Source organism: Acinetobacter calcoaceticus (genome assembly GCF_900520355.1).
GTDB lineage: Bacteria > Pseudomonadota > Gammaproteobacteria > Pseudomonadales > Moraxellaceae > Acinetobacter > Acinetobacter calcoaceticus_C.
The window spans coordinates 2,526,020-2,544,656 of sequence record NZ_LS999521.1 but is presented as its reverse complement, the minus strand read 5'-3'; the positions used below and the strand labels follow the sequence as shown (position 1 = coordinate 2,544,656).

The 18,637-nt window shown below is 38.0% G+C and carries 23 protein-coding genes; 19 read left to right on the top strand and 4 right to left on the bottom strand.

The window, feature by feature from the left end:
* Positions 1–121 precede the first annotated feature (121 nt).
* The 13 genes from paaA to AC2117_RS12125 all read left to right on the top strand — a co-directional run bounded on the left by paaA (position 122) and on the right by AC2117_RS12125 (position 11,491).
* On the top strand, positions 122–1,060 hold the full coding sequence (gene paaA, locus AC2117_RS12185; protein ID WP_133974404.1) for a 1,2-phenylacetyl-CoA epoxidase subunit PaaA: 939 nt from the start codon (positions 122–124) through the stop codon (positions 1,058–1,060).
* 32 nt (positions 1,061–1,092) lie between these two features.
* The gene (gene paaB, locus AC2117_RS12180) at positions 1,093–1,383 is read left to right on the top strand and encodes a 1,2-phenylacetyl-CoA epoxidase subunit PaaB (protein WP_075431337.1); all 291 of its coding nucleotides are present in this window, start codon (positions 1,093–1,095) and stop codon (positions 1,381–1,383) included.
* Between the two features lie 12 nt (positions 1,384–1,395).
* Complete coding sequence (paaC, locus tag AC2117_RS12175; protein WP_133974400.1) at positions 1,396–2,151, top strand: 1,2-phenylacetyl-CoA epoxidase subunit PaaC; 756 nt, start codon at positions 1,396–1,398, stop codon at positions 2,149–2,151.
* Between the two features lie 16 nt (positions 2,152–2,167).
* A complete protein-coding gene (gene paaD, locus AC2117_RS12170; protein WP_005041603.1) occupies positions 2,168–2,668 on the top strand; it encodes a 1,2-phenylacetyl-CoA epoxidase subunit PaaD in 501 nt (166 codons plus the stop codon).
* 23 nt (positions 2,669–2,691) lie between these two features.
* Positions 2,692–3,753, top strand: coding sequence for a 1,2-phenylacetyl-CoA epoxidase subunit PaaE (paaE, locus tag AC2117_RS12165; RefSeq protein ID WP_133974398.1), 1,062 nt, complete (start codon positions 2,692–2,694; stop codon positions 3,751–3,753).
* A gap of 9 nt (positions 3,754–3,762) precedes the next feature.
* The gene (locus AC2117_RS12160; protein WP_042897309.1) at positions 3,763–4,536 is read left to right on the top strand and encodes an enoyl-CoA hydratase-related protein; all 774 of its coding nucleotides are present in this window, start codon (positions 3,763–3,765) and stop codon (positions 4,534–4,536) included.
* Positions 4,536–5,327: a 2-(1,2-epoxy-1,2-dihydrophenyl)acetyl-CoA isomerase PaaG gene (gene paaG / locus AC2117_RS12155; RefSeq protein WP_133974396.1), complete on the top strand. Its 792-nt coding sequence runs from the start codon at positions 4,536–4,538 to the stop codon at positions 5,325–5,327. Before AC2117_RS12160 ends, paaG begins: the two co-directional genes overlap by 1 nt.
* 2 nt (positions 5,328–5,329) lie before the next feature.
* A complete protein-coding gene (locus AC2117_RS12150) occupies positions 5,330–6,868 on the top strand; it encodes a 3-hydroxyacyl-CoA dehydrogenase (protein ID WP_133974394.1) in 1,539 nt (512 codons plus the stop codon).
* Positions 6,869–6,880: 12 nt separating this feature from the next.
* On the top strand, positions 6,881–8,089 hold the full coding sequence (gene pcaF / locus AC2117_RS12145; protein WP_133974392.1) for a 3-oxoadipyl-CoA thiolase: 1,209 nt from the start codon (positions 6,881–6,883) through the stop codon (positions 8,087–8,089).
* Between the two features lie 40 nt (positions 8,090–8,129).
* Positions 8,130–9,419 carry a phenylacetate--CoA ligase PaaK gene (gene paaK, locus AC2117_RS12140; protein ID WP_133974390.1) on the top strand — a complete coding sequence of 430 codons (1,290 nt, stop codon included), beginning with the start codon at positions 8,130–8,132 and terminating at the stop codon, positions 9,417–9,419.
* 53 nt (positions 9,420–9,472) lie between these two features.
* A complete protein-coding gene (locus AC2117_RS12135; protein WP_133974388.1) occupies positions 9,473–10,438 on the top strand; it encodes a PaaX family transcriptional regulator C-terminal domain-containing protein in 966 nt (321 codons plus the stop codon).
* Positions 10,425–11,030 (top strand): DapH/DapD/GlmU-related protein, encoded by a 606-nt coding sequence (locus AC2117_RS12130; protein ID WP_133974386.1) that lies wholly within the window; start codon positions 10,425–10,427, stop codon positions 11,028–11,030. Before AC2117_RS12135 ends, AC2117_RS12130 begins: the two co-directional genes overlap by 14 nt.
* 77 nt (positions 11,031–11,107) lie before the next feature.
* A complete protein-coding gene (locus AC2117_RS12125) occupies positions 11,108–11,491 on the top strand; it encodes a PaaI family thioesterase (protein WP_133976349.1) in 384 nt (127 codons plus the stop codon).
* Between the two features lie 479 nt (positions 11,492–11,970).
* On the opposite strand, the gene AC2117_RS18875 is transcribed toward AC2117_RS12125, so the two are convergent.
* Complete coding sequence (locus tag AC2117_RS18875) at positions 11,971–12,123, bottom strand: hypothetical protein (RefSeq protein ID WP_171459067.1); 153 nt, start codon at positions 12,121–12,123, stop codon at positions 11,971–11,973.
* 509 nt (positions 12,124–12,632) lie between these two features.
* Here AC2117_RS18875 and AC2117_RS12120 point away from each other — a divergent pair.
* The 4 genes from AC2117_RS12120 to AC2117_RS12105 all read left to right on the top strand — a co-directional run bounded on the left by AC2117_RS12120 (position 12,633) and on the right by AC2117_RS12105 (position 14,348).
* Complete coding sequence (locus tag AC2117_RS12120) at positions 12,633–12,779, top strand: hypothetical protein (protein ID WP_133974384.1); 147 nt, start codon at positions 12,633–12,635, stop codon at positions 12,777–12,779.
* Positions 12,780–12,876: 97 nt separating this feature from the next.
* Positions 12,877–13,347 carry a hypothetical protein gene (locus AC2117_RS12115; protein WP_133974382.1) on the top strand — a complete coding sequence of 157 codons (471 nt, stop codon included), beginning with the start codon at positions 12,877–12,879 and terminating at the stop codon, positions 13,345–13,347.
* Between the two features lie 147 nt (positions 13,348–13,494).
* A complete protein-coding gene (locus tag AC2117_RS12110; protein ID WP_133976348.1) occupies positions 13,495–13,683 on the top strand; it encodes a hypothetical protein in 189 nt (62 codons plus the stop codon).
* Positions 13,684–13,721: 38 nt separating this feature from the next.
* Positions 13,722–14,348, top strand: a complete 627-nt coding sequence (locus AC2117_RS12105; RefSeq protein ID WP_197730914.1) for a hypothetical protein — start codon at positions 13,722–13,724, stop codon at positions 14,346–14,348.
* 371 nt (positions 14,349–14,719) lie between these two features.
* On the opposite strand, the gene AC2117_RS12100 is transcribed toward AC2117_RS12105, so the two are convergent.
* Together AC2117_RS12100 and AC2117_RS12095 are read right to left on the bottom strand one after the other, a co-directional pair.
* The gene (locus tag AC2117_RS12100) at positions 14,720–15,589 is read right to left on the bottom strand and encodes an IS3 family transposase (protein WP_227549250.1); all 870 of its coding nucleotides are present in this window, start codon (positions 15,587–15,589) and stop codon (positions 14,720–14,722) included.
* A gap of 5 nt (positions 15,590–15,594) precedes the next feature.
* Positions 15,595–16,104, bottom strand: coding sequence for a helix-turn-helix domain-containing protein (locus AC2117_RS12095; RefSeq protein WP_133972402.1), 510 nt, complete (start codon positions 16,102–16,104; stop codon positions 15,595–15,597).
* 404 nt (positions 16,105–16,508) lie between these two features.
* Between AC2117_RS12095 and AC2117_RS12090 the strand changes: the two genes are divergently transcribed.
* Positions 16,509–17,060 carry a TetR/AcrR family transcriptional regulator gene (locus AC2117_RS12090; RefSeq protein ID WP_133974380.1) on the top strand — a complete coding sequence of 184 codons (552 nt, stop codon included), beginning with the start codon at positions 16,509–16,511 and terminating at the stop codon, positions 17,058–17,060.
* 85 nt (positions 17,061–17,145) lie between these two features.
* On the opposite strand, the gene AC2117_RS12085 is transcribed toward AC2117_RS12090, so the two are convergent.
* Positions 17,146–17,583 carry a DUF2147 domain-containing protein gene (locus AC2117_RS12085; protein ID WP_133974378.1) on the bottom strand — a complete coding sequence of 146 codons (438 nt, stop codon included), beginning with the start codon at positions 17,581–17,583 and terminating at the stop codon, positions 17,146–17,148.
* A 516-nt stretch (positions 17,584–18,099) separates the two neighbouring features.
* Between AC2117_RS12085 and AC2117_RS12080 the strand changes: the two genes are divergently transcribed.
* Complete coding sequence (locus AC2117_RS12080; protein WP_133974376.1) at positions 18,100–18,570, top strand: spore coat U domain-containing protein; 471 nt, start codon at positions 18,100–18,102, stop codon at positions 18,568–18,570.
* Positions 18,571–18,637 lie beyond the last annotated feature (67 nt).

Here is an 18,637-nt window from a genome sequence, read left to right as displayed (position 1 = left end):
TTTTCAATAAGTTGTTTTGTTTTTGTTGGGTGAATTTAATTTGATACTAAAAAATAGGTTGACTTTGTTTTTGGTGTATCGAAAAATAGATTTAAGGGTGATGCCTACAGGGAATGAAAGAATGGAAAACAACTACCAAAAATTTGAACAAAATATTGCCAATGACATTACGATCGAAGCTAAGGATGAAATGCCCGATGCCTATCGTAAAACATTGATTCGTCAAATCGGGCAACATGGCCATTCTGAAATTGTAGGTATGTTGCCTGAGGGCAATTGGATTACTCGTGCGCCAACTTTAAAACGTAAAGCTGTTTTGTTGGCGAAAGTACAAGATGAAGCTGGTCATGGTTTGTATCTGTACAGTTCGGCAGAAACCTTAGGTGCTGACCGTGATGACATGATGGAAAAGTTGATTGATGGGAAAATGAAATACTCATCAATCTTTAACTACCCAACTTTGACATGGGCAGATGTAGCTGCAATTGGCTGGCTTGTAGATGGGGCAGCGATTGTAAATCAGGTTGCGCTTTGCCGTACCTCTTATGGGCCATATGCACGTGCAATGGTGCGCATTTGTAAAGAAGAAAGTTTCCACCAACGCCAAGGCTTTGAAGCCATGATGGCTTTGGCAAACGGTGCACCAGAACAAAAACAAATGGCACAAGATGCGGTAAATCGTTATTGGTGGCCTGCACTGATGATGTTTGGCCCAAGTGATGAGCATTCTCCAAATAGCGCACAAAGCATGGCGTGGAAAATCAAACGTTTCAGTAACGATGAATTACGTCAAAAGTTTGTCGATAACACGGTTCCGCAAATTTTGCAGCTTGGTCTAGAAGTACCGGACCCAGATTTAAAGTTCAATGAAGAAACAGGCCACTATGAGTTTGGCGAGATCGACTGGCACGAATTTAATGAAGTGATTGCCGGACGTGGACCATGTAATCACGAGCGTATAGAAGCACGCCGTAAAGCATGGGAAAACGGCAAATGGGTTCGTGATGCAGCAGTGGTCTATGCGAGAAAACAGCAGCTTGAAGCGAACAAAGTGGCTTAACGAGATTTATGGAAAAATTTGAGGAAATCAAAATGGAAGATAAAAAAAACTGGTCACTCTACGAGGTATTTGTCCGTAGCAAACAAGGCTTAAGCCACCGTCATGTAGGCAGCTTAAGAGCACCAGATGACGAAATCGCACTTCAACATGCGCGCGATGTTTACACTCGCCGTAATGAAGGAATTAGCATTTGGGTGGTTCGTTCTGAACTTATTAAGTCTTCGCAGCCAGATGAAAAAGCTGAATTTTTCGAACCTGCTCTAGATAAGGTTTATCGTCATCCGACTTTTTACCATATTCCAGACGGCATTGAGCATATGTAAGGGGGTGGGAAAATGAATCATTCAGTTTTATCTAAATTCTTATTACATATTGGCGATAGCCAACTGGTCTTATCACAGCGTTTAGCTGAGTGGTGTGGACATGCACCTGAGCTTGAAGTTGATATTGCTTTAGCAAATATCGGTTTGGACTTGTTAGGTCAGGCGAGAAACTTTCTGACTTTGGCAGGTCAATATGATGAAAACCAACGTGATGAAGATCAGCTCGCTTATTTTCGTACAGAGCGTGAGTTTCTAAACTTATTGTTATGCGAACAACCGAACGGTGATTTTGCGCAAACGATTGTACGCCAATGGCTAATGGATCATTACCATCTTCATTTATTTACTGCGTTAACCCAGAGTTCACTTCCTGAATTAAGTGCGCTTGCCGTCAAATCTTTAAAAGAAGTGAAGTATCACATCCGTTTTTCGACAAGCTGGATGGAGCGTTTAAGTTTAAGCACAGATGAAGCGCATCAACGTGTACAAGACGGATTAAATAATTTATGGCGCTTTACCGCTGAGTTATTTGAACTTAATGCAGACGAACAAGCATTAGTCGCTCAAGGCGTGATTCCAGATTTTTCAAATGAAAAAGAACAATGGGATAAAACCATTGCAGATGAGCTTAAGCGCTTTGAATTAAATGTTGCTGTTAATGGCGCTTATCGCCGTGGTGCGAAACAAGGATTGCATACCGAGCATTTAGGATTTTTGTTGGCTGAAATGCAAAGTATTCAAAGAACTTATCCGGGAATGACCTGGTAAGACAAGGAGGTGAGCCATGCACATGATTCGTCATTGTATCGACCAATGTTGGGATGTTTTACAAACGGTAAGTGATCCTGAAATTCCGGTTTTATCTGTTGTGGATTTAGGCATGATTCGGGGTGTAGACATTAACGATCAACAAGAAATTGTGGTTCGTCTAACGCCAACATATAGCGGTTGCCCAGCAACAGATATGTTGAAAGCACAAATTGTTGAGGCATTTACCGCAGAAGCGTTGACCCCAGTCAAAGTCATGGTCGATTTATCAGAAGCATGGACCACGGACTGGATGTCTGAGGCGGGTAAAAAGAAATTGCAAGTTTATGGCATTGCGCCACCTGAAGGGTTGGCACATCAATGTGGTACGCATGTTCATTTGATTGATGGCGTAGAGTGCCCACGTTGTAAAAGCCGACATACCCGACTGTTAACAGAGTTTAGTTCTACCGCCTGTAAAGCACTTTATAAATGTCAGGACTGTCTTGAGCCTTTTGATTACTTCAAATGTATTTAAGTCTTTAGATAAGGAAATCAGCCATGAGCCAATTTGTACCATTAAAAGTAAAAAGTATTACGCCTCAAACCGATCAGGCAATTTGTATTGCATTTGACGTTGTACCTGAACAACAAGAACAATTTCAATTTCAACCGGGTCAACATTTAACAATTCGCCATTTAACCGAAGCTGGTGAAATCCGCCGTTGTTATTCAATTTGTAGCTATGCTGCAAAAGAAGACATCAGTATTGCGGTTAAAAAAATTGATCAGGGTCAATTTTCACATTGGGCAAATGACCATTTAAAAGTAGGTGATGTGCTTGAAGTGATGCCACCACAAGGCGTGTTTTTCCAAAAAGCAGCCAAGTTGGGCGGACAAAACTTTTTAGGCGTTGCCGCGGGCAGTGGCATTACCCCAATTTTATCGATTGTTAAGCAGGTTTTATTTGAACAGCCTGAAGCCAACTTTACTTTGCTTTATGGCAATCGTTCATGGAAACAAACCATGTTTGCCGAGCAAATTATGGATTTGAAAGATCAGTTTAAAGAACGCTTTCAACTCATCAATATTTTTTCTCGTGAGTTCAACGACAGTGAATTGATGAATGGTCGTATTGATGCAGAAAAGCTAAAACAGCTTTTTGACTTTGATGTACTTGAAACAAGTTTTGACCATGTTTTTGCCTGTGGTCCAGACGAAATGATGAATGCTGTAGAAAGCACGCTACCAAATTATGGGATTGCAGCAGAGAAAATTCACACTGAACGTTTCCATACAGGACAAGCCCGTAAACGTAGTGCTGAAGCTGATGCAAACCGTAAAGAGGAAAAAGTAAACATCATTTTAGATGGTCGTGAGCTGATTGTTTCTGTGGCTCAGGATGATGAAAGTATTCTTGATGCTGCTTTACGTGCAGGTGCTGACTTACCGTATGCCTGTAAAGGTGGGGTGTGTGCAACATGCCGTTGTAAGGTTGTTTCTGGTGAAGTGGATATGTTCCTTAACTATAGTCTTGAAAAAGATGAAGTCGAAAAGGGCTATGTACTTAGCTGCCAGACCTTGCCAAAAGGCCCAAATGTTCGTTTGAGTTTTGATGAATAGAGGCTTCTCATGCAAGAGTTGATTAAAGCCAACACAGCGGCAGAAGGTGTTTTGTTATTAACACTAAACCGTCCAGAGAAAAGAAATGCTTTAAACAATGCAACATTGCAGTGTTTATGCGAATTGCTCGAAGAAGCTGAACATAATTCACAAGTTAAAGCGGTGGTTTTAACGGGTAACGCTCAATGTTTTGCAGCTGGGGCAGATCTTACAGAGTTGGCTGCTATGGACTCTGTCACTTTGCAACTCGATATTCGCCCGAAGCTTTGGCAAAAAATTGATGCTTTTAGTAAGCCGCTCATTACCGCAGTAAATGGTTATGCCTTAGGCGCTGGGTTTGAGTTGGTTTTGCATTCGGATATGGTGATTTGCGGTGAAAATGCCCGTTTTGCTTTACCTGAAATTGGCCTTGGTATGTTGCCGGGTGCAGGCGGAACACAGCGTTTAGCACGCTTGGTGGGTCAGCAACTCACAATGCGCTGGGCAATGACAGGTGAGATGATTTCGGTAAAACAGGCAGAGCAACATGGTATTTGCAGTCAGGTGGTGCCGACTGAGTTAACCGTTGAATATGCGGTTCAACTTGCGGCCAAAATTGCGAAACAAGCGCCTTTAGCGATTCGCGTGATTAAACAATCAATTAAAAATATTCATGAAACGACTTTAAGTCAGGGACTTAAGTTTGAACGTCAAAACTTTGTCTGGTTGGCGGCTACAAAAGATCGAAACGAAGGGATTAATGCTTTTTTTGAGAAAAGAAAGCCAGTGTTTAGAGGTGAGTGATGGACTATCAAAATATTATTGCTAAAGAAAAAAATGGTGTTGGCTACCTGACATTTAACCGCCCAAAAGCACTGAATAGCTTTAACGTTGATATGCATCGTGAAGTGGCTGAGGTCTTAAACCTGTGGAGTAAAAATGCAGATGTTCGCTGCGTCGTGATTAGTGGCGAAGGCCGTGGCTTTTGTGCAGGTCAAGATTTAGGTGATCGTGTAGTAGACCCAAATGCTGAAGCTCCAGATTTAGGATATTCCATTGAAACTTACTATAACCCGCTGATTAAAACGATTGTAAATATGCCAAAGCCTGTCATTTGTGCCGTAAATGGTGTGGCAGCAGGTGCAGGGGCAAATATTGCACTGGCATGTGATTTGGTGATTGCAGCCAAATCGGCAAACTTTGTACAAGCATTTTGTCGCTTAGGTTTGGTTCCAGACTCGGCTGGTACATGGTTTTTACCACGTGCTGTAGGCCATGCTCGCGCTATGGGTTTGACCTTATTAGGCGACAAGTTGCCAGCAGAAACCGCAAAAGAATGGGGCATGATTTGGGATGTGGTTGAAGACGCTGAGCTTAAAACAAAAGTCACTGAGCTCGCAGAACGTTTAGCGAAACAGCCTACATTTGGTTTATCTCTTATTAAAAAAGCGATTCATCAATCAAGTAATAACACCTTTGATGAGCAAGTGTTGTTAGAGCGAGATTTACAACGTATTGCTGGACGCTCGGAAGATTATCGCGAAGGTGTGCAAGCCTTTATGAATAAACGTGAACCAAATTTTAAAGGGCGCTAAGCATGACAGATCTAGATTTATCTCGTGCCCAAATTGCCGTAATTGGTTCTGGAACTATGGGCATTGGAATTGCTCAGTTAGCTATCGTCAATGGGCACTCGACTGTTTTATATGATCTGGATGCTCAAAAAGCGCAACAAGCCGTTGAGGGCTTGGGGCAGACTTTTAAAAAGCTGGTCGAAAAGAGCAAGCTCACACAACAGCAAGCTGATGAAGCCTTAGCGCGTTTAACTGTGGTGAATCAAGTTGAAGCGCTACGTGATGCCGACTTAGTCATTGAAGCAGTCGTTGAGAAAAAAGAAGTTAAACAGTCTTTATTTAAGCAGCTTGCTGAAATTTGTAGTGCGCAAACCATTTTTGCAAGTAACACATCTTCAATCTCAGTGACTGCAATTTCGGCTGGCATTGCTCACCCTGAGCGCGTGGTAGGTTTACACTTTTTTAACCCTGCGCCAGTCATGAAACTGGTCGAAATTGTACAAGGTTTAAAAACACCAAATAGCCTATGTTTGGCTTTAAAAAACTTGATGTTGAGCTGGAAAAAAATTCCAGTATTAACCAAGTCGACTCCCGGTTTTATTGTCAACCGAATTGCACGTCCGTTTTATGCAGAAGGTTTTAGAGCACTGCAAGAACAAGTCACCAGCTACGACCAACTAGATTATGCGTTAAAGCAATGTGGCGGTTTTGCGATGGGGCCGTGTGAACTTACAGACCTCATTGGGCAAGATGTTAACTTTTCAGTGACACAAAGCGTTTATCAAGAGTTTTTTTACGAACCACGCTACCGTCCAAGCCTCATTCAAAAAGAATTAGTCGATGCGGGTGCTTGGGGCCGTAAGTCAAAACAAGGCTTTTATCGCTATAACGAAAAAAATCAGTACGAGACATTTCAGCCTCAAGCAGTAGTTGCCAAGCCAGTTGATGCACGTATTCAGCTAAAAGGTGCTTGGTCTCAGCTACCTACTTTTTTAACGCGTTTAGATTTAAAAAGCGGATCTGTGAACGATGACAATATTCTTCAAATTGATGATATCGACTTACGTTTAAGCCAAGGTGAATCAGCTAATATTCATTATCTGAGCCGTAAAGTGGTTTTGATGGATTGGCATCATGATTTTGAAAAAGCTCAGGCTGTGGTGCTCAGTCATAACGAACTGTGTGAAGCAAGTGATTTGGCTAAAGTTGAAGCTTACTTTGCGCAATTTGGCATGAGCGTCATGTGGATTAAAGACCATCCGGCACTGTTAACCTTACGCACCATCGCTTTACTCATTAATGAAGCATGTGAAGTAAGTTTACATGGTGTTGCGAGTCTGGAAGATATTGATAATGCCATGAAATATGGAGTGAACTATCCTAAAGGCCCTTACCAGTGGTTGACACAAATGGGCGGTGCTTATGTGCTCCAAACCTTAAATAACTTATATGCACTGTATGGAGAGGAAAAATATCGCGCGAGTATCTACCTCAAGCAATATGTAGCGAAAACTCAAAACATTGCTACTCAATATTCACGTGATATGACCGAATTTGCATAATCAGGAGTCAACATGGAAGACGTTTTAATTTGCGATTTTATTCGTACCCCAATTGGACGATATGCAGGTGCCCTAAGTGCTGTACGTGCAGATGATTTAGCTGCATTGCCCATCAAATATTTAAAAGATAAACACCCGAACCTACCTTGGAATACTGTAGATGAAGTATTTTTAGGATGTGCCAATCAGGCTGGTGAAGACAACCGTAATGTTGCACGTATGGCGACATTGTTGGCAGGCTTACCTGATGCGGTACCAGCCATGACTGTTAATCGCTTGTGTGCATCGGGTTTAGATGCAGTAGGGCTTGCTGCACGCTCAATTAAAGCAGGTGAAGCACAGTTCGTTTTGGCTGGTGGTGTTGAGTCGATGAGCCGTGCACCATTTGTACAAGCTAAACCGACCGAAGCGTTTAGCCGAACCCCTGAAATTTATGACACAACCATTGGTTGGCGCTTTGTAAATAAACAACTTAAAGCACAATACGGCACCGACAGCATGCCGGAAACTGCCGAAAATGTAGCTGAAAAATATCAGATTAGTCGTGAAGACCAAGATGCTTTTGCATTGCGTAGCCAACAAAAGACGGCTGCTGCACAACAAAATGGTTTCTTTACCGACGAGATTTTGCCTGTCGAGATTGTAGACCGTAAGAAAAATGTGAACGTTGTTAATCGCGATGAACATCCGCGTGAAACGACACTTGAAGCACTCGCTAAGCTTAAAGCACCTTTTAGAAAAGAAGGCGGGTCAGTGACAGCCGGAAATGCTTCTGGTGTAAATGACGGTGCCGCGTGTGTGCTCATTACCAACCGTGAATTTGCAGATACCCATGGTTTAAAACCTTTAGCACGTGTGATTGGCATTGCAAGTGCGGGTGTTGAACCCAAATATATGGGTATAGGTCCTGTTCCGGCTGTGCAGAAAATTTTAAAGCAGACAGGTTTAACACTAGATCAGATGGATGTGATTGAACTAAATGAAGCATTCGCAGCCCAATCTTTAGCTTGTATGCGTGAACTTGGTCTAAAAGATGACGATGAACGCGTGAACCCAAATGGTGGTGCGATTGCGCTAGGACATCCGCTCGGTATGAGTGGTACACGCTTAGTCATTACCGCAACACGTGAGCTAAAAAAACGAGGTGGACGCTATGCACTTTGCACGATGTGTGTGGGTGTTGGACAAGGTGTCGCACTGATTTTGGAAAACTTAAATTAATTCAGACGGTTTTTAAAATTACATAATGAGGAGAGAGGCGATGGACAGCCTTACAACGGATAATGTTGAACAATTAACACTTGCAGAGCTTAGAGAACTGCAAACTAAACGGTTAAAACAAACCCTGACTTTTGTATATGAAAATAGTCCGGTCTATAAGAAAAAGTTCGATGAAGCAGGTGTACATCCTAATGACTTCGTGACTTTAGACGATCTGGCGAAGTTTCCATTTACAACCAAACAGGATTTAAGAGACAACTATCCTTTTGGGATGTTTGCCGTACCGCAAGAACAGATTGTGCGTTTACATGCGTCATCTGGGACAACGGGTAAACCGACCGTCGTAGGTTATACCCAAAAAGATATTAATACGTGGTCGGACATTGTTGCGCGTTGCTTACGTATGGCAGGTTTAACTGCCAAAGATATGATTCAGGTTGCTTATGGCTATGGACTGTTTACTGGTGGTCTAGGTGCACATTATGGCGCTGAACGCTTAGGTGCGACGGTTATTCCAATGTCTGGCGGACAAACTGAAAAGCAAGTCCAGCTCATTCAAGACTTTAAACCTACTGCAATTATGGTTACGCCATCGTATTGCGTGAGTATTATCGAAAAGCTGGAACAGCAATTTGGTACTGCACGTAATACGTCTTTAAAAGTCGGTATTTTTGGTGCCGAGCCGTGGACCAACGAACTGCGCCGTGAAATTGAAGAACGCCTCAATATTAAAGCACTCGATATTTATGGTTTGTCTGAGGTAATGGGTCCGGGTGTTGCCATGCAATGTCTAGGTGAGGGCGAGGGATTAACCATTTGGGAAGATCATTTCTACCCAGAAATTATTAACCCTGAAACGGGTGAAGTCTGTAAAGATGGTGAACTTGGCGAATTAGTCTTTACGACCATTACCAAAGAAGGCCTGCCGATTATTCGTTACCGTACCCGTGATTTGACCCGTTTACTGGCGGGAGAAAATCTGGCAATGCGTAAAATGGATAAAATTGTGGGCCGTAGTGACGACATGCTGATTATTCGCGGCGTGAACGTTTTTCCAACCCAAATTGAAGAGCAAATTTTGCAAGTTCCGAATTTAGTTCCAAATTATGAAATTTTGGTGACTAAAAAAGGACATATGGATACTTTGCATATTCGTACAGAGATGTGTCATAACTGTACTATACAGGCCAATCAGCTTGCTCAGGAGTTGATGAAACGTATTAAAACCATGATTGGGATTAGCGTTACTGTAGAGGTTGTTACAGAAGCGACCTTACCTCGTTCGGAAGGTAAGGCAAAGCGGGTAATCGATATGCGTCAGATTGCTTAACATCAAGATCATTCAGGGTATAGAATCTATACCCTGAAACTAGCCGCCAAGACATGAGTATGAGTGCAAAAATACAGCAAATAATTGATTCTGTTGTAAAGAATGAGACCTTAAGTGGAACTTCGCTTATTTCGACAATTTTTGGAGATTCAGTACTTCATCGGGGTGGGAACATTAGTCTTGCAAGCCTGATTCAGTTATTAGAGCTGTTTGGTTTTAATGACCGCGCTGTAAGAACTTCTGTTTTTCGTTTAGTTAAAAATGATTGGTTATGTTCAGACAAAATCGGCAGAACCAGTTTTTATCGAATTACCGATTCAAGCCGTTCGACCTATTTGCAGGCCGAGCAACGCATTTATAACGACCAGATGAAAGAGTGGGATCATTATTGGGATCTTATTCTCATGTCTAGCCTCGACACTGAAAATAAAGCGTTGTTAAAAAAAGAACTCGAATGGTTAGGATTTGCCAATATTTCGACAAACTTAATGGCTTATCCAGGTTGTAACCGTATTGAACTGCAACGCTTATTGGTTGACTTAAATATGAGTGAGCAAGTGGTGGTGTTTAAAGCCGAAACATTGCAGCTCTTTAATAATTCGGTCGATACTATTGGGCGTATGCTCAGAACCAACTGGCCAATCGATGAATTACGTCAAAGATATTTACAGTTTCTCGATATTTTTAGAGAAATTGGGGTGTTGTTGATGCAAGAAAACGAACAACTAGAACCAGTTCAGGCCTTTCAAATTCGAACTTTGCTGATTCATTATTATCGACGGATTTTATTAAAAGACCCTGCATTACCGCTTGAATTGTTGCCAACTGACTGGCCAGCGATTAGTGCACGAACTTTATCAATGAATATTTATAAAAAAGTATTTGAACCTGCGGATGAATACTTCTTGTCTGTTGCTGCAACAGCAGAAGGACCAATGCCAAATGCCTCAGCGCATTATTGGCGCCGTTTCGGAGGTTTGGTTGCGACAAATGAGAGGGTAAATCATGCCTTGTTATAGTATTGACGGTGTTATTCCGGTGGTCAGCCCAGAGGCTTTTGTACATCCAACGGCTGTTTTAATTGGTGATGTGATTATTGAAGCGGGTGTATATGTAGGGCCATTTGCTTCATTGCGTGCCGATTTTGGTCGTATTCACATTAAGCAAAATGCCAATATACAAGATAGCTGCACCGTACATGGTTTTCCGCAAAGCGTGACTTTAGTTGAGGAAATGGGACACATTGGGCATGGCACAACTTTACATGGCTGCCGCATTGGTAAAAATGTTTTGGTCGGCATGAATAGTGTAGTTTTGGACTATGCCGAAATTGGTGAAAATACCATTATTGGCGCAAATAGCTTGGTCAAAACCAAAGATATTATTCCGGCAAATGTATTGGCAATGGGTAGTCCTGCCAAGGTTGCACGTGATTTATCAGAACAAGAAAAAAAATGGAAAACCCGCGGTACGCAAGAATACATGGAGCTTGCCCAGCGCTGCTTAAATACAATGCAAGAAGTTCAGCCTTTAAGCTCAGAGTTGGATGACCGCCTGACCTATAAGGACTTTAGTTCTTCAAACTATCAGATTAAACAAGATAGTGTTTAACGGCTATTCATAAGTCGATTTCAATATACATAGGTTCATAATACTTAAGGAATACTCGCATGAGTAGGGAGACGTTTGTGCAAAAAATGGAAATCACTGCTGTCGATCAATTCGCAGCATTATTGGGTGTTCAAGTGTTGCATCGCAGTTTTGATGAAGCGCGTTGTCAGCTTAATGTGAAAGACGAACACATGAATGCATTGGGTGGCGTGCATGGCGGGGTCATATTTTCTTTAGCCGATATCGCTTTTGCAGTTGCTTGTAATGCAGGCGATGCCCCATATACTGGCCTACAGGCTGATATTCGCTATATGAGCGGTGCTAAAGATAAAGTGTTATTTGCAACGGCAACCAAGGTCGGCAGTAGTAAAAAATTTGCGCATTATGAAGTTGTGATAACAGACGGTTTGAATAATAAGACCGCTTTATTTACATCTACGTGTTACAGACTCGCGCCGTAATATGCGGTTATGTGACTCATTTATTCTTTTTTTTCTCAGCATTTCCAGATTTGAAAGTTTTTATTATTAAAATAGGGTGGACTTTTTTCTTATTAAATCATTTGAAGTATCCTATTCATTAAAATGAAATTTAAATATTTTTTTAGATTTAATCTTTGAAATTTATCAATACATAATTATTTATAAATCTATTCTTTTATCCTGTAATCTAAAGAAAATCATTTGTTTTAGATTGTAGGTATTTATATGGGAGATCAATCGATAGAAAAAGATATAATTTTAAATTATCTCGCCCAAAAAATGCCGATAAAGAAATAGAGTGTGAGTGGTTGAGAAATATAATATAAAAATTAATTGGATGGTAAATTTGGAAAAGACTTGATTGGAAAGTAATTTAAAAAATAAATTGTTTATGAAAAATTAATATAAAAGAAATCCAAAAATATTGGACTTCTTTATATTAATTAAGTTTTATATTTTTATTTATTTAGTTCTTCACTGTTTTTACTTGGTAAAGAATTGCCTGATTCAGGTGGCTGGGTTGGTTTTTCAACTTTATCCTCATTTGGTTTTGGCGTGGAATCATTTTGATCCTGAGTTGCTTTTTTTGAAAAGTCTTTGAAGTCAGACATTTTAAACTTCTTAATAAGAGTAGTGAGGCTTAATCGTATACCTTTAACTGAGTTACATTGCGGTAGTTATAGGAGTGGTATGTAGAGATATGTTCCTTTATATATTTTAATATCGAAATAATTTTTTTAAATATCTTATTTGTTGATTTAAAAAGTAAAATTTAAATATGAGACAAGAATCAATAGATATTTTAAATTTATTTTATAGATGGTGGTTAATGAAACTGTAATACCCATACCTATATTCAATAGTATAAAGGGATTTTGGTATTGTTTTTTATAGGTTAAATTTGTATTTAAGGTGTAAAATCAAAGCTAATAAAATTTAAAATAAAAATGGAGATTTAAAATGTTTATTCTGTAGGGGTATTAATATAAATATTATTATTGATAATAAACAGTGGTATCACATTCAGATACACTTGTGTTGTATCTATATAAAGATAAAAGGACTATGTTAACTAAGTGTTAGATAATCATCTACACACTATTAAATAGGAGAGACTCTAATGTCTCAGGACCAAGTTAAAAGCGATCAAGACAAATCAAAAGAGCAACAACAGCAACAACAAGATGGTAAAGAGTTTGAACCTAAAACTCCTGATCAAAATGATATAGAGAAATTAAATCAAAATGATAAAAATGAGAAAAAATAATAATATAGTAAATTATGTTTTTTCTTAAAATATTGGTTGGTGGAAAGAATAACTATTCTTTTTGCCAATTTATAAAATTAAGAAGGATGTTTTTAATATGTCTTTTATTATAATAATTTTCATTCTTTTTCTTTTTGCTTATATTTTGTTTAAACTTTTTTCAAAAGTTAATCTAGAGCTACCCGAAAGTACTCTTAAAATAGCTGGAAAAATATTTACAGAGAATAAAAATCTTTTTGAACATGAAGTAATTGTAACTTTATACCAAGAAGAATTGATAACTTTAGTCGGTAACCAAAATGGTGGTAGAGTAAAGGTCTTTAAAAATGCTGTAATATGCCTTGAAAAAGAAACAAATAAAATCGCAGTATATATAGATACTTTAAGAGTAGGGTATCTCAATAAAATAAACTCTTCTAGTTTTGTTAATTTTTTAAAAATAAAAGGTTTTAGTGAGACAGATGCTTTTGAAGTTGATGCAGTTATAATGAGTGAAGAATCAAGTCAATGGAGTGTGAAGCTAGACATACCATACGATATGGAAAAGTTTAGGTTTGATAAATATTAAACTCCAATAAGTATTGGGTTGATATTTTTATAAGATATATTTTGGTACATATTTTTTAGTATTGGAAATAAAAAAAGATCATAATTAATCGTAGCGGTAATAAAAAGGAGAACAGATATGGAACTAAGAGCAGTAAAAATGCATAAAATGTTTAGAGATTTTCATGAAGAAAAGGCGCTTGGCTATATGGGGGAGTATGATGAAAAACATGATCTTGTAGCGATATATAATATTTTTAAAGAAAAAATGCAGAAAATAGAAGGAACTTATCAATGGATTTTACCTTCATCAGGTGAAGTGTTTTTTGTTGAAGAAGATCCACTCTATGTTCGTTAATTAATTTTCCATCTAAAAAATCATAAGGATATCAGCTAATGAAGTTTCTAAAAATTCTAAGTTTTAGTGCTATTTTTACGTTATCCGCACATACTTATGCGACAGTGGGTGGTGGACAAAAAATTGAAGTATTGGGTTATCAGGAAAAAGACAAGAAACTTTATGTATTAAGACATTATGAAGATGGTCGAGGACGTCTACCACAATTATATTATTATCTGTTAAATAGTAAATCACCCGATAAACTTATTGAAGTTCGATCTCTATATATCAATCCAAAAACCCATAAAATTGATTATGATCAAGATAGTAGTGGATTTAATAAGGCTATAAAAAAAATTAAAAAGAATTTAACCCCTTTGATCGTAAGTAATAGTAAGACTATAAAAATTCAAAGATTAAAAAGTCATCAAAATCAAATATCAGCTTGGTTTGATCCTTCAGAAAAGATGACACAATATAAAACTGAATATGTTGTAAAATCGCCGTCTTTGCAAAGTAAGACCCATATTGCAGTTCATTACACCAAAGCAATAAAAATTTCCCAAAATTATAGAGTGCCTAAACAAAATAAGAGGTTAGTTGTCGTTAAATATCTGGGGGTTCCAGAAGAAACTGGTTATGATGTTGAAGACCCTGTTTTACTACTACCTATGAAAAAATAAATTTAAGAATAAATTATTTTCTTGGTTCAAATCGGCACTATACACAACATCTGTGTATATTCAGCTCAAGACTTATCTGCACTTGGCTGCTTAATTTATGCCTGCTTTATAAACCCCAATTTAACAATAATCCACTCATTATTTATCCTTACTTTTTAATGATCTATTTTAAAACAAATGTCATTTTGTGTGCTTGACTGCAAAAGGGTTGAACACTATCCTTTGCCTGCTGGCCACATTGCCAGTCGGTTTTGACGAACCGTTTTCACACGAGTATCAGAATTATTCCTTCTGAGGGATAGTTTTGTGCAGCTCTTCGTCTCCCTCTCGTAGCGGTAGGATGATCTGACCCCATAAAGTTGGACAGTTAATTAAGCAGTTTTTAAAAACTGATTTCTATATTGTACAGGGGATAAACCTTGTAGCTTCACCTTGATTCTCTCATGATTATAATAATGAATGTACTCTTTTACAGTTTTCTCTAATTCATCAATTGATTGAAATTTTTCACCATGAAAGCATTCCGATTTTAATATTCCAAAGAAGCTTTCTATTACAGCATTATCCAAACAATTTCCCTTACGAGACATACTCTGAATTAAACCATGTTGCTTTAATTGCTGCTGGTAATGGGCCATTTGATATTGCCATCCTTGATCGGAATGGAGAATTGGTTTTTCATGTCGCTTAAGTTTAGCCAAAGCATGAATGAGCATCTCTTTTACTAACTCATAATTGAGTTTGCGTTGGATTCGGAACGTAATAATTTCCCCATTAAATAAATCTATAATTGGGGATAGGTAAAGTTTTTCACCATTCACATTAAATTCCGTTACATCAGTTGCCCATTTCTGATTTGGCCGATTTGCTTTAAATTGCCGTTGTAAAATGTTATCAGCCACCATCCCGACACAACCACTTTTATATGAGCGATATTTTAGTGCTCTGATCCTTGATTTGAGTCCCATAGTTTTCATGAGGCGATATACGCATTTATGGTTAATCATTATTCCTGCACTTTTCAAAGCAAGAGTAATTCTACGATAGCCGTAACATCCTTTGTGCTTGTGATATATCGACTTAATATTTTGTTTTAGCTCAGTATATTTATCATTGGAGCGTAGAGCTTTCATGTGGTAGAAATAAGTACTACGGGCTATCTTCGCGATACCGAGTAATAGTTTCAATGGATAGATATGCCTTAATTCTGAAACAACCTGAACACTGTCTGCGGTAGAAATTGAACTTAAGTACGCTGCTTCAGTTTTAAGGCTTTTAGCTTTTTTAAGAAAGCGACCTCTGCGCGCAAAGCTGTAACCTCATCAATGAGTTCTTGTTGAGACTTGTCTTTATCATCTCTGATTGGCTTAACTACTTTGATTTTATCTTGCCTAGTCATATTGGTATAAGTCCGTTTAGTATTAAAACCAGCAATCCCTTCTTTATGATACTGAGCTAACCATCTTCTTAAAATTGACGTCCCGCTCAGATTTAATCGTCTTCTTACTTCTCTTACGGGTATCTTATCAAGAAGCATTTGTATCGCATTGATTTTAAATTCTGGAGAATAATAAGTCTTTTTAATTTTAACATTAAGCCCATCAGTACCATGTGCTTTATAGTTTTCAATCCATAACCGGATGGTTTGGAGATCTACATTAAACTCTTTGGAAAGAATTTTATAGCCTTTACTCCCATCTAAATAAGCCTGAATTACTTTTAGTTTTAACTCTTTTGAATGCTTTGGAACTGGCATAGGACACACCTTATAAGTTTAAAGAGTCTAACTTATGGGGTGCAGTTCAGGACGGAAGGGGGACACCTTCGGGTGTGCTGGCCTCGTGTGACCAGTTCGTCAACCCTCTTTCGTTCTGCCACCATAATTTAAATGTCTGGCAGAACTCCCAATAAAAAGGAGTTGGCTTTGCACATCCATTATTTCTTGGCTCTCGATGCCAAAAGCTATAACGACACAGCTTAAAAAATTAAAGCAGCTTAATCACCCTAAGGTTTTCAGGCTTTAAGTCATTTTTACTTAAAACTTAGCAATAACAAACTTGAGATGTGCTACGCATAGTCTTTACGACTTTGCTGTGCCTTTTTTTCTCCCAAAAAAGTATCTCATTTAGAAACAACAATAATTTTTATAACGGTAAAACTATGCCAAAGTTAGTTCTTCCAACACGTGCCATACAAGTCATCAATAAGTCGATTGATTTATTTCATCATCGCGGATTTCATGTTGTTGGAATCGATCGAATCGTGAAAGAGTGTGAAATTCCCAAAGCGACTTTTTATAACTACTTTCACTCGAAAGAGCGGTTTGTTGAAATCTGTCTGATTGTGCAAAAAGAACGTTTAAAAGAAAAAGTGGTTTCAATTGCTGAGTATGACTGCAACACCAATGTGGTTGATAAGATTAAGAAGCTCTATTTCTTACATACAGATTTAGAAGGACTGTACTATTTACTATTTAAAGCAATTTTTGAAACGAAACTGACCTATCCAAAAGCCTATCAAGTTGCAATTAAATACCGGACGTGGATAATCAATGAAATCTATAGCCAGCTTATAAACCTAAAAACCGATGCTTCCTTTCAAGATGCCAAACTATTTTTATATATGATTGAAGGGGCAATTATTGAGCTTTTAAGTTCAGATGGGGCGGACCAGAGGGAAAGGGTGTTGGATTGTTTTTTGAGGGGTGTTTAATGAAAATTACATGGTTCTTGAGAGAAATGATCACTTCAAAAAAACCATGCAATTTATAAATGAAGTCTTTTAAAGACCTCGAAGCTTATTTAATTCGATACCACGTTTGATTTCGACCAATTGCAGAGATACCAATGTATCCACGAGCGATAAGTTTTGCACCATCTGGTGATATTGTTGCACTAAAGCGATATGTCTTGCCTGACTGTGGGTCTAAAATAGATCCATTGGCATATTTATTTTGACCTGAACTTTTTAAGTTTTTGACGATGGTCAAACCAATTAAAGATTTGTTTTTAAAGGGGCCCTCACACATCGTACATTTATTGGCTTCACTCGGAACAAGTATTTTTTCGATGTTTGCATAGAGGTTACCATTTTTATCTTCGCTAAATCTTACCAGTGCTCTAGGTTGATTGGTTGCATCATCAATTGTTTTCCAAACACTGCCATGTAATTTGTCTGAAGCAAATGAATGAATCGAATAAAAGCTAAGTAAAAGTAAGAATAAATATTTTTTCATATCAATGGTTTCTCGAATTAAAAATAGATAGTTTTAATGGCCAAAATTATTCATTTTAAATTTAACTTCACAATTTTCTTAATATTGAATCTATAAGCTAAACAATATGTGAAGTTATATTCTATTGACAGCAATATTATTTTGATCGATTTATTTATGCAATTGCGATAATAGACAGAATTATCAAATCTTATCCTCAAGAGTTGATGATTAAATTATAAATTATGAAGAGTTTTAAAAGTACGCAGTGAGTAAGCAGTCTTATGCTGTAATAAATGATGTCAAAATGTGTACTGAAAGGAAATAAAACATCAACTAATTTTTAAATTACTAAGATTGCGCGTAATGCATCACAAATTAAGAAAATAACATGCAAATCATGCGTTTAGTATTTATTGACAGTGTGCAATATTAAGTTTTATAACTAAAAGATCCTGAAGCTGTTTCTTTAACCAGAACAGAGAAATAACAATATAAAGATCAATAGATATTAGAACGAAAATATAAGGAGAAGAAATGAAAGTCATTAGATACGCCTTATTTTCTCTTATGGGAATGCTGCTAATAAATAGTGCAGATGCTGGAAATATATCTACATCATTGAAGGTCAGTTTAACTATTGTAGAAACGTGTGAAGTTTCCACACAAGGAAATTTAGATTTTGGTTCAGTTGTTCGCTCTCAGCCAGTTGCTGGTGCAAGAACGGATGTATCTGTCCAATGTAGCCAAAATACGCCGTATCAATTGGCGGTAACTTCAGACAATAACTTTGAACTTAAATCTGCTGCCAGCACAGCATCTGTTGCATATGTACTGTATCAAGATGCTGGCCATACTCAAATTTGGGGAGGGTCAGCAGATAAAATACATTCAAGAATCGCAACAGGAATGAAAGAAAATATTCCTATTCATGGGGCAATTACATCAAGTACCAATGTTCAGGCAACCAAATATGAAGATTGGGTCCGTGTGAATGTCATATATTAACAATAGAAAATAAAATAATGATTTATATTAATTACTTAATTTAAAAATAAAGTAAAAATTATTTTAG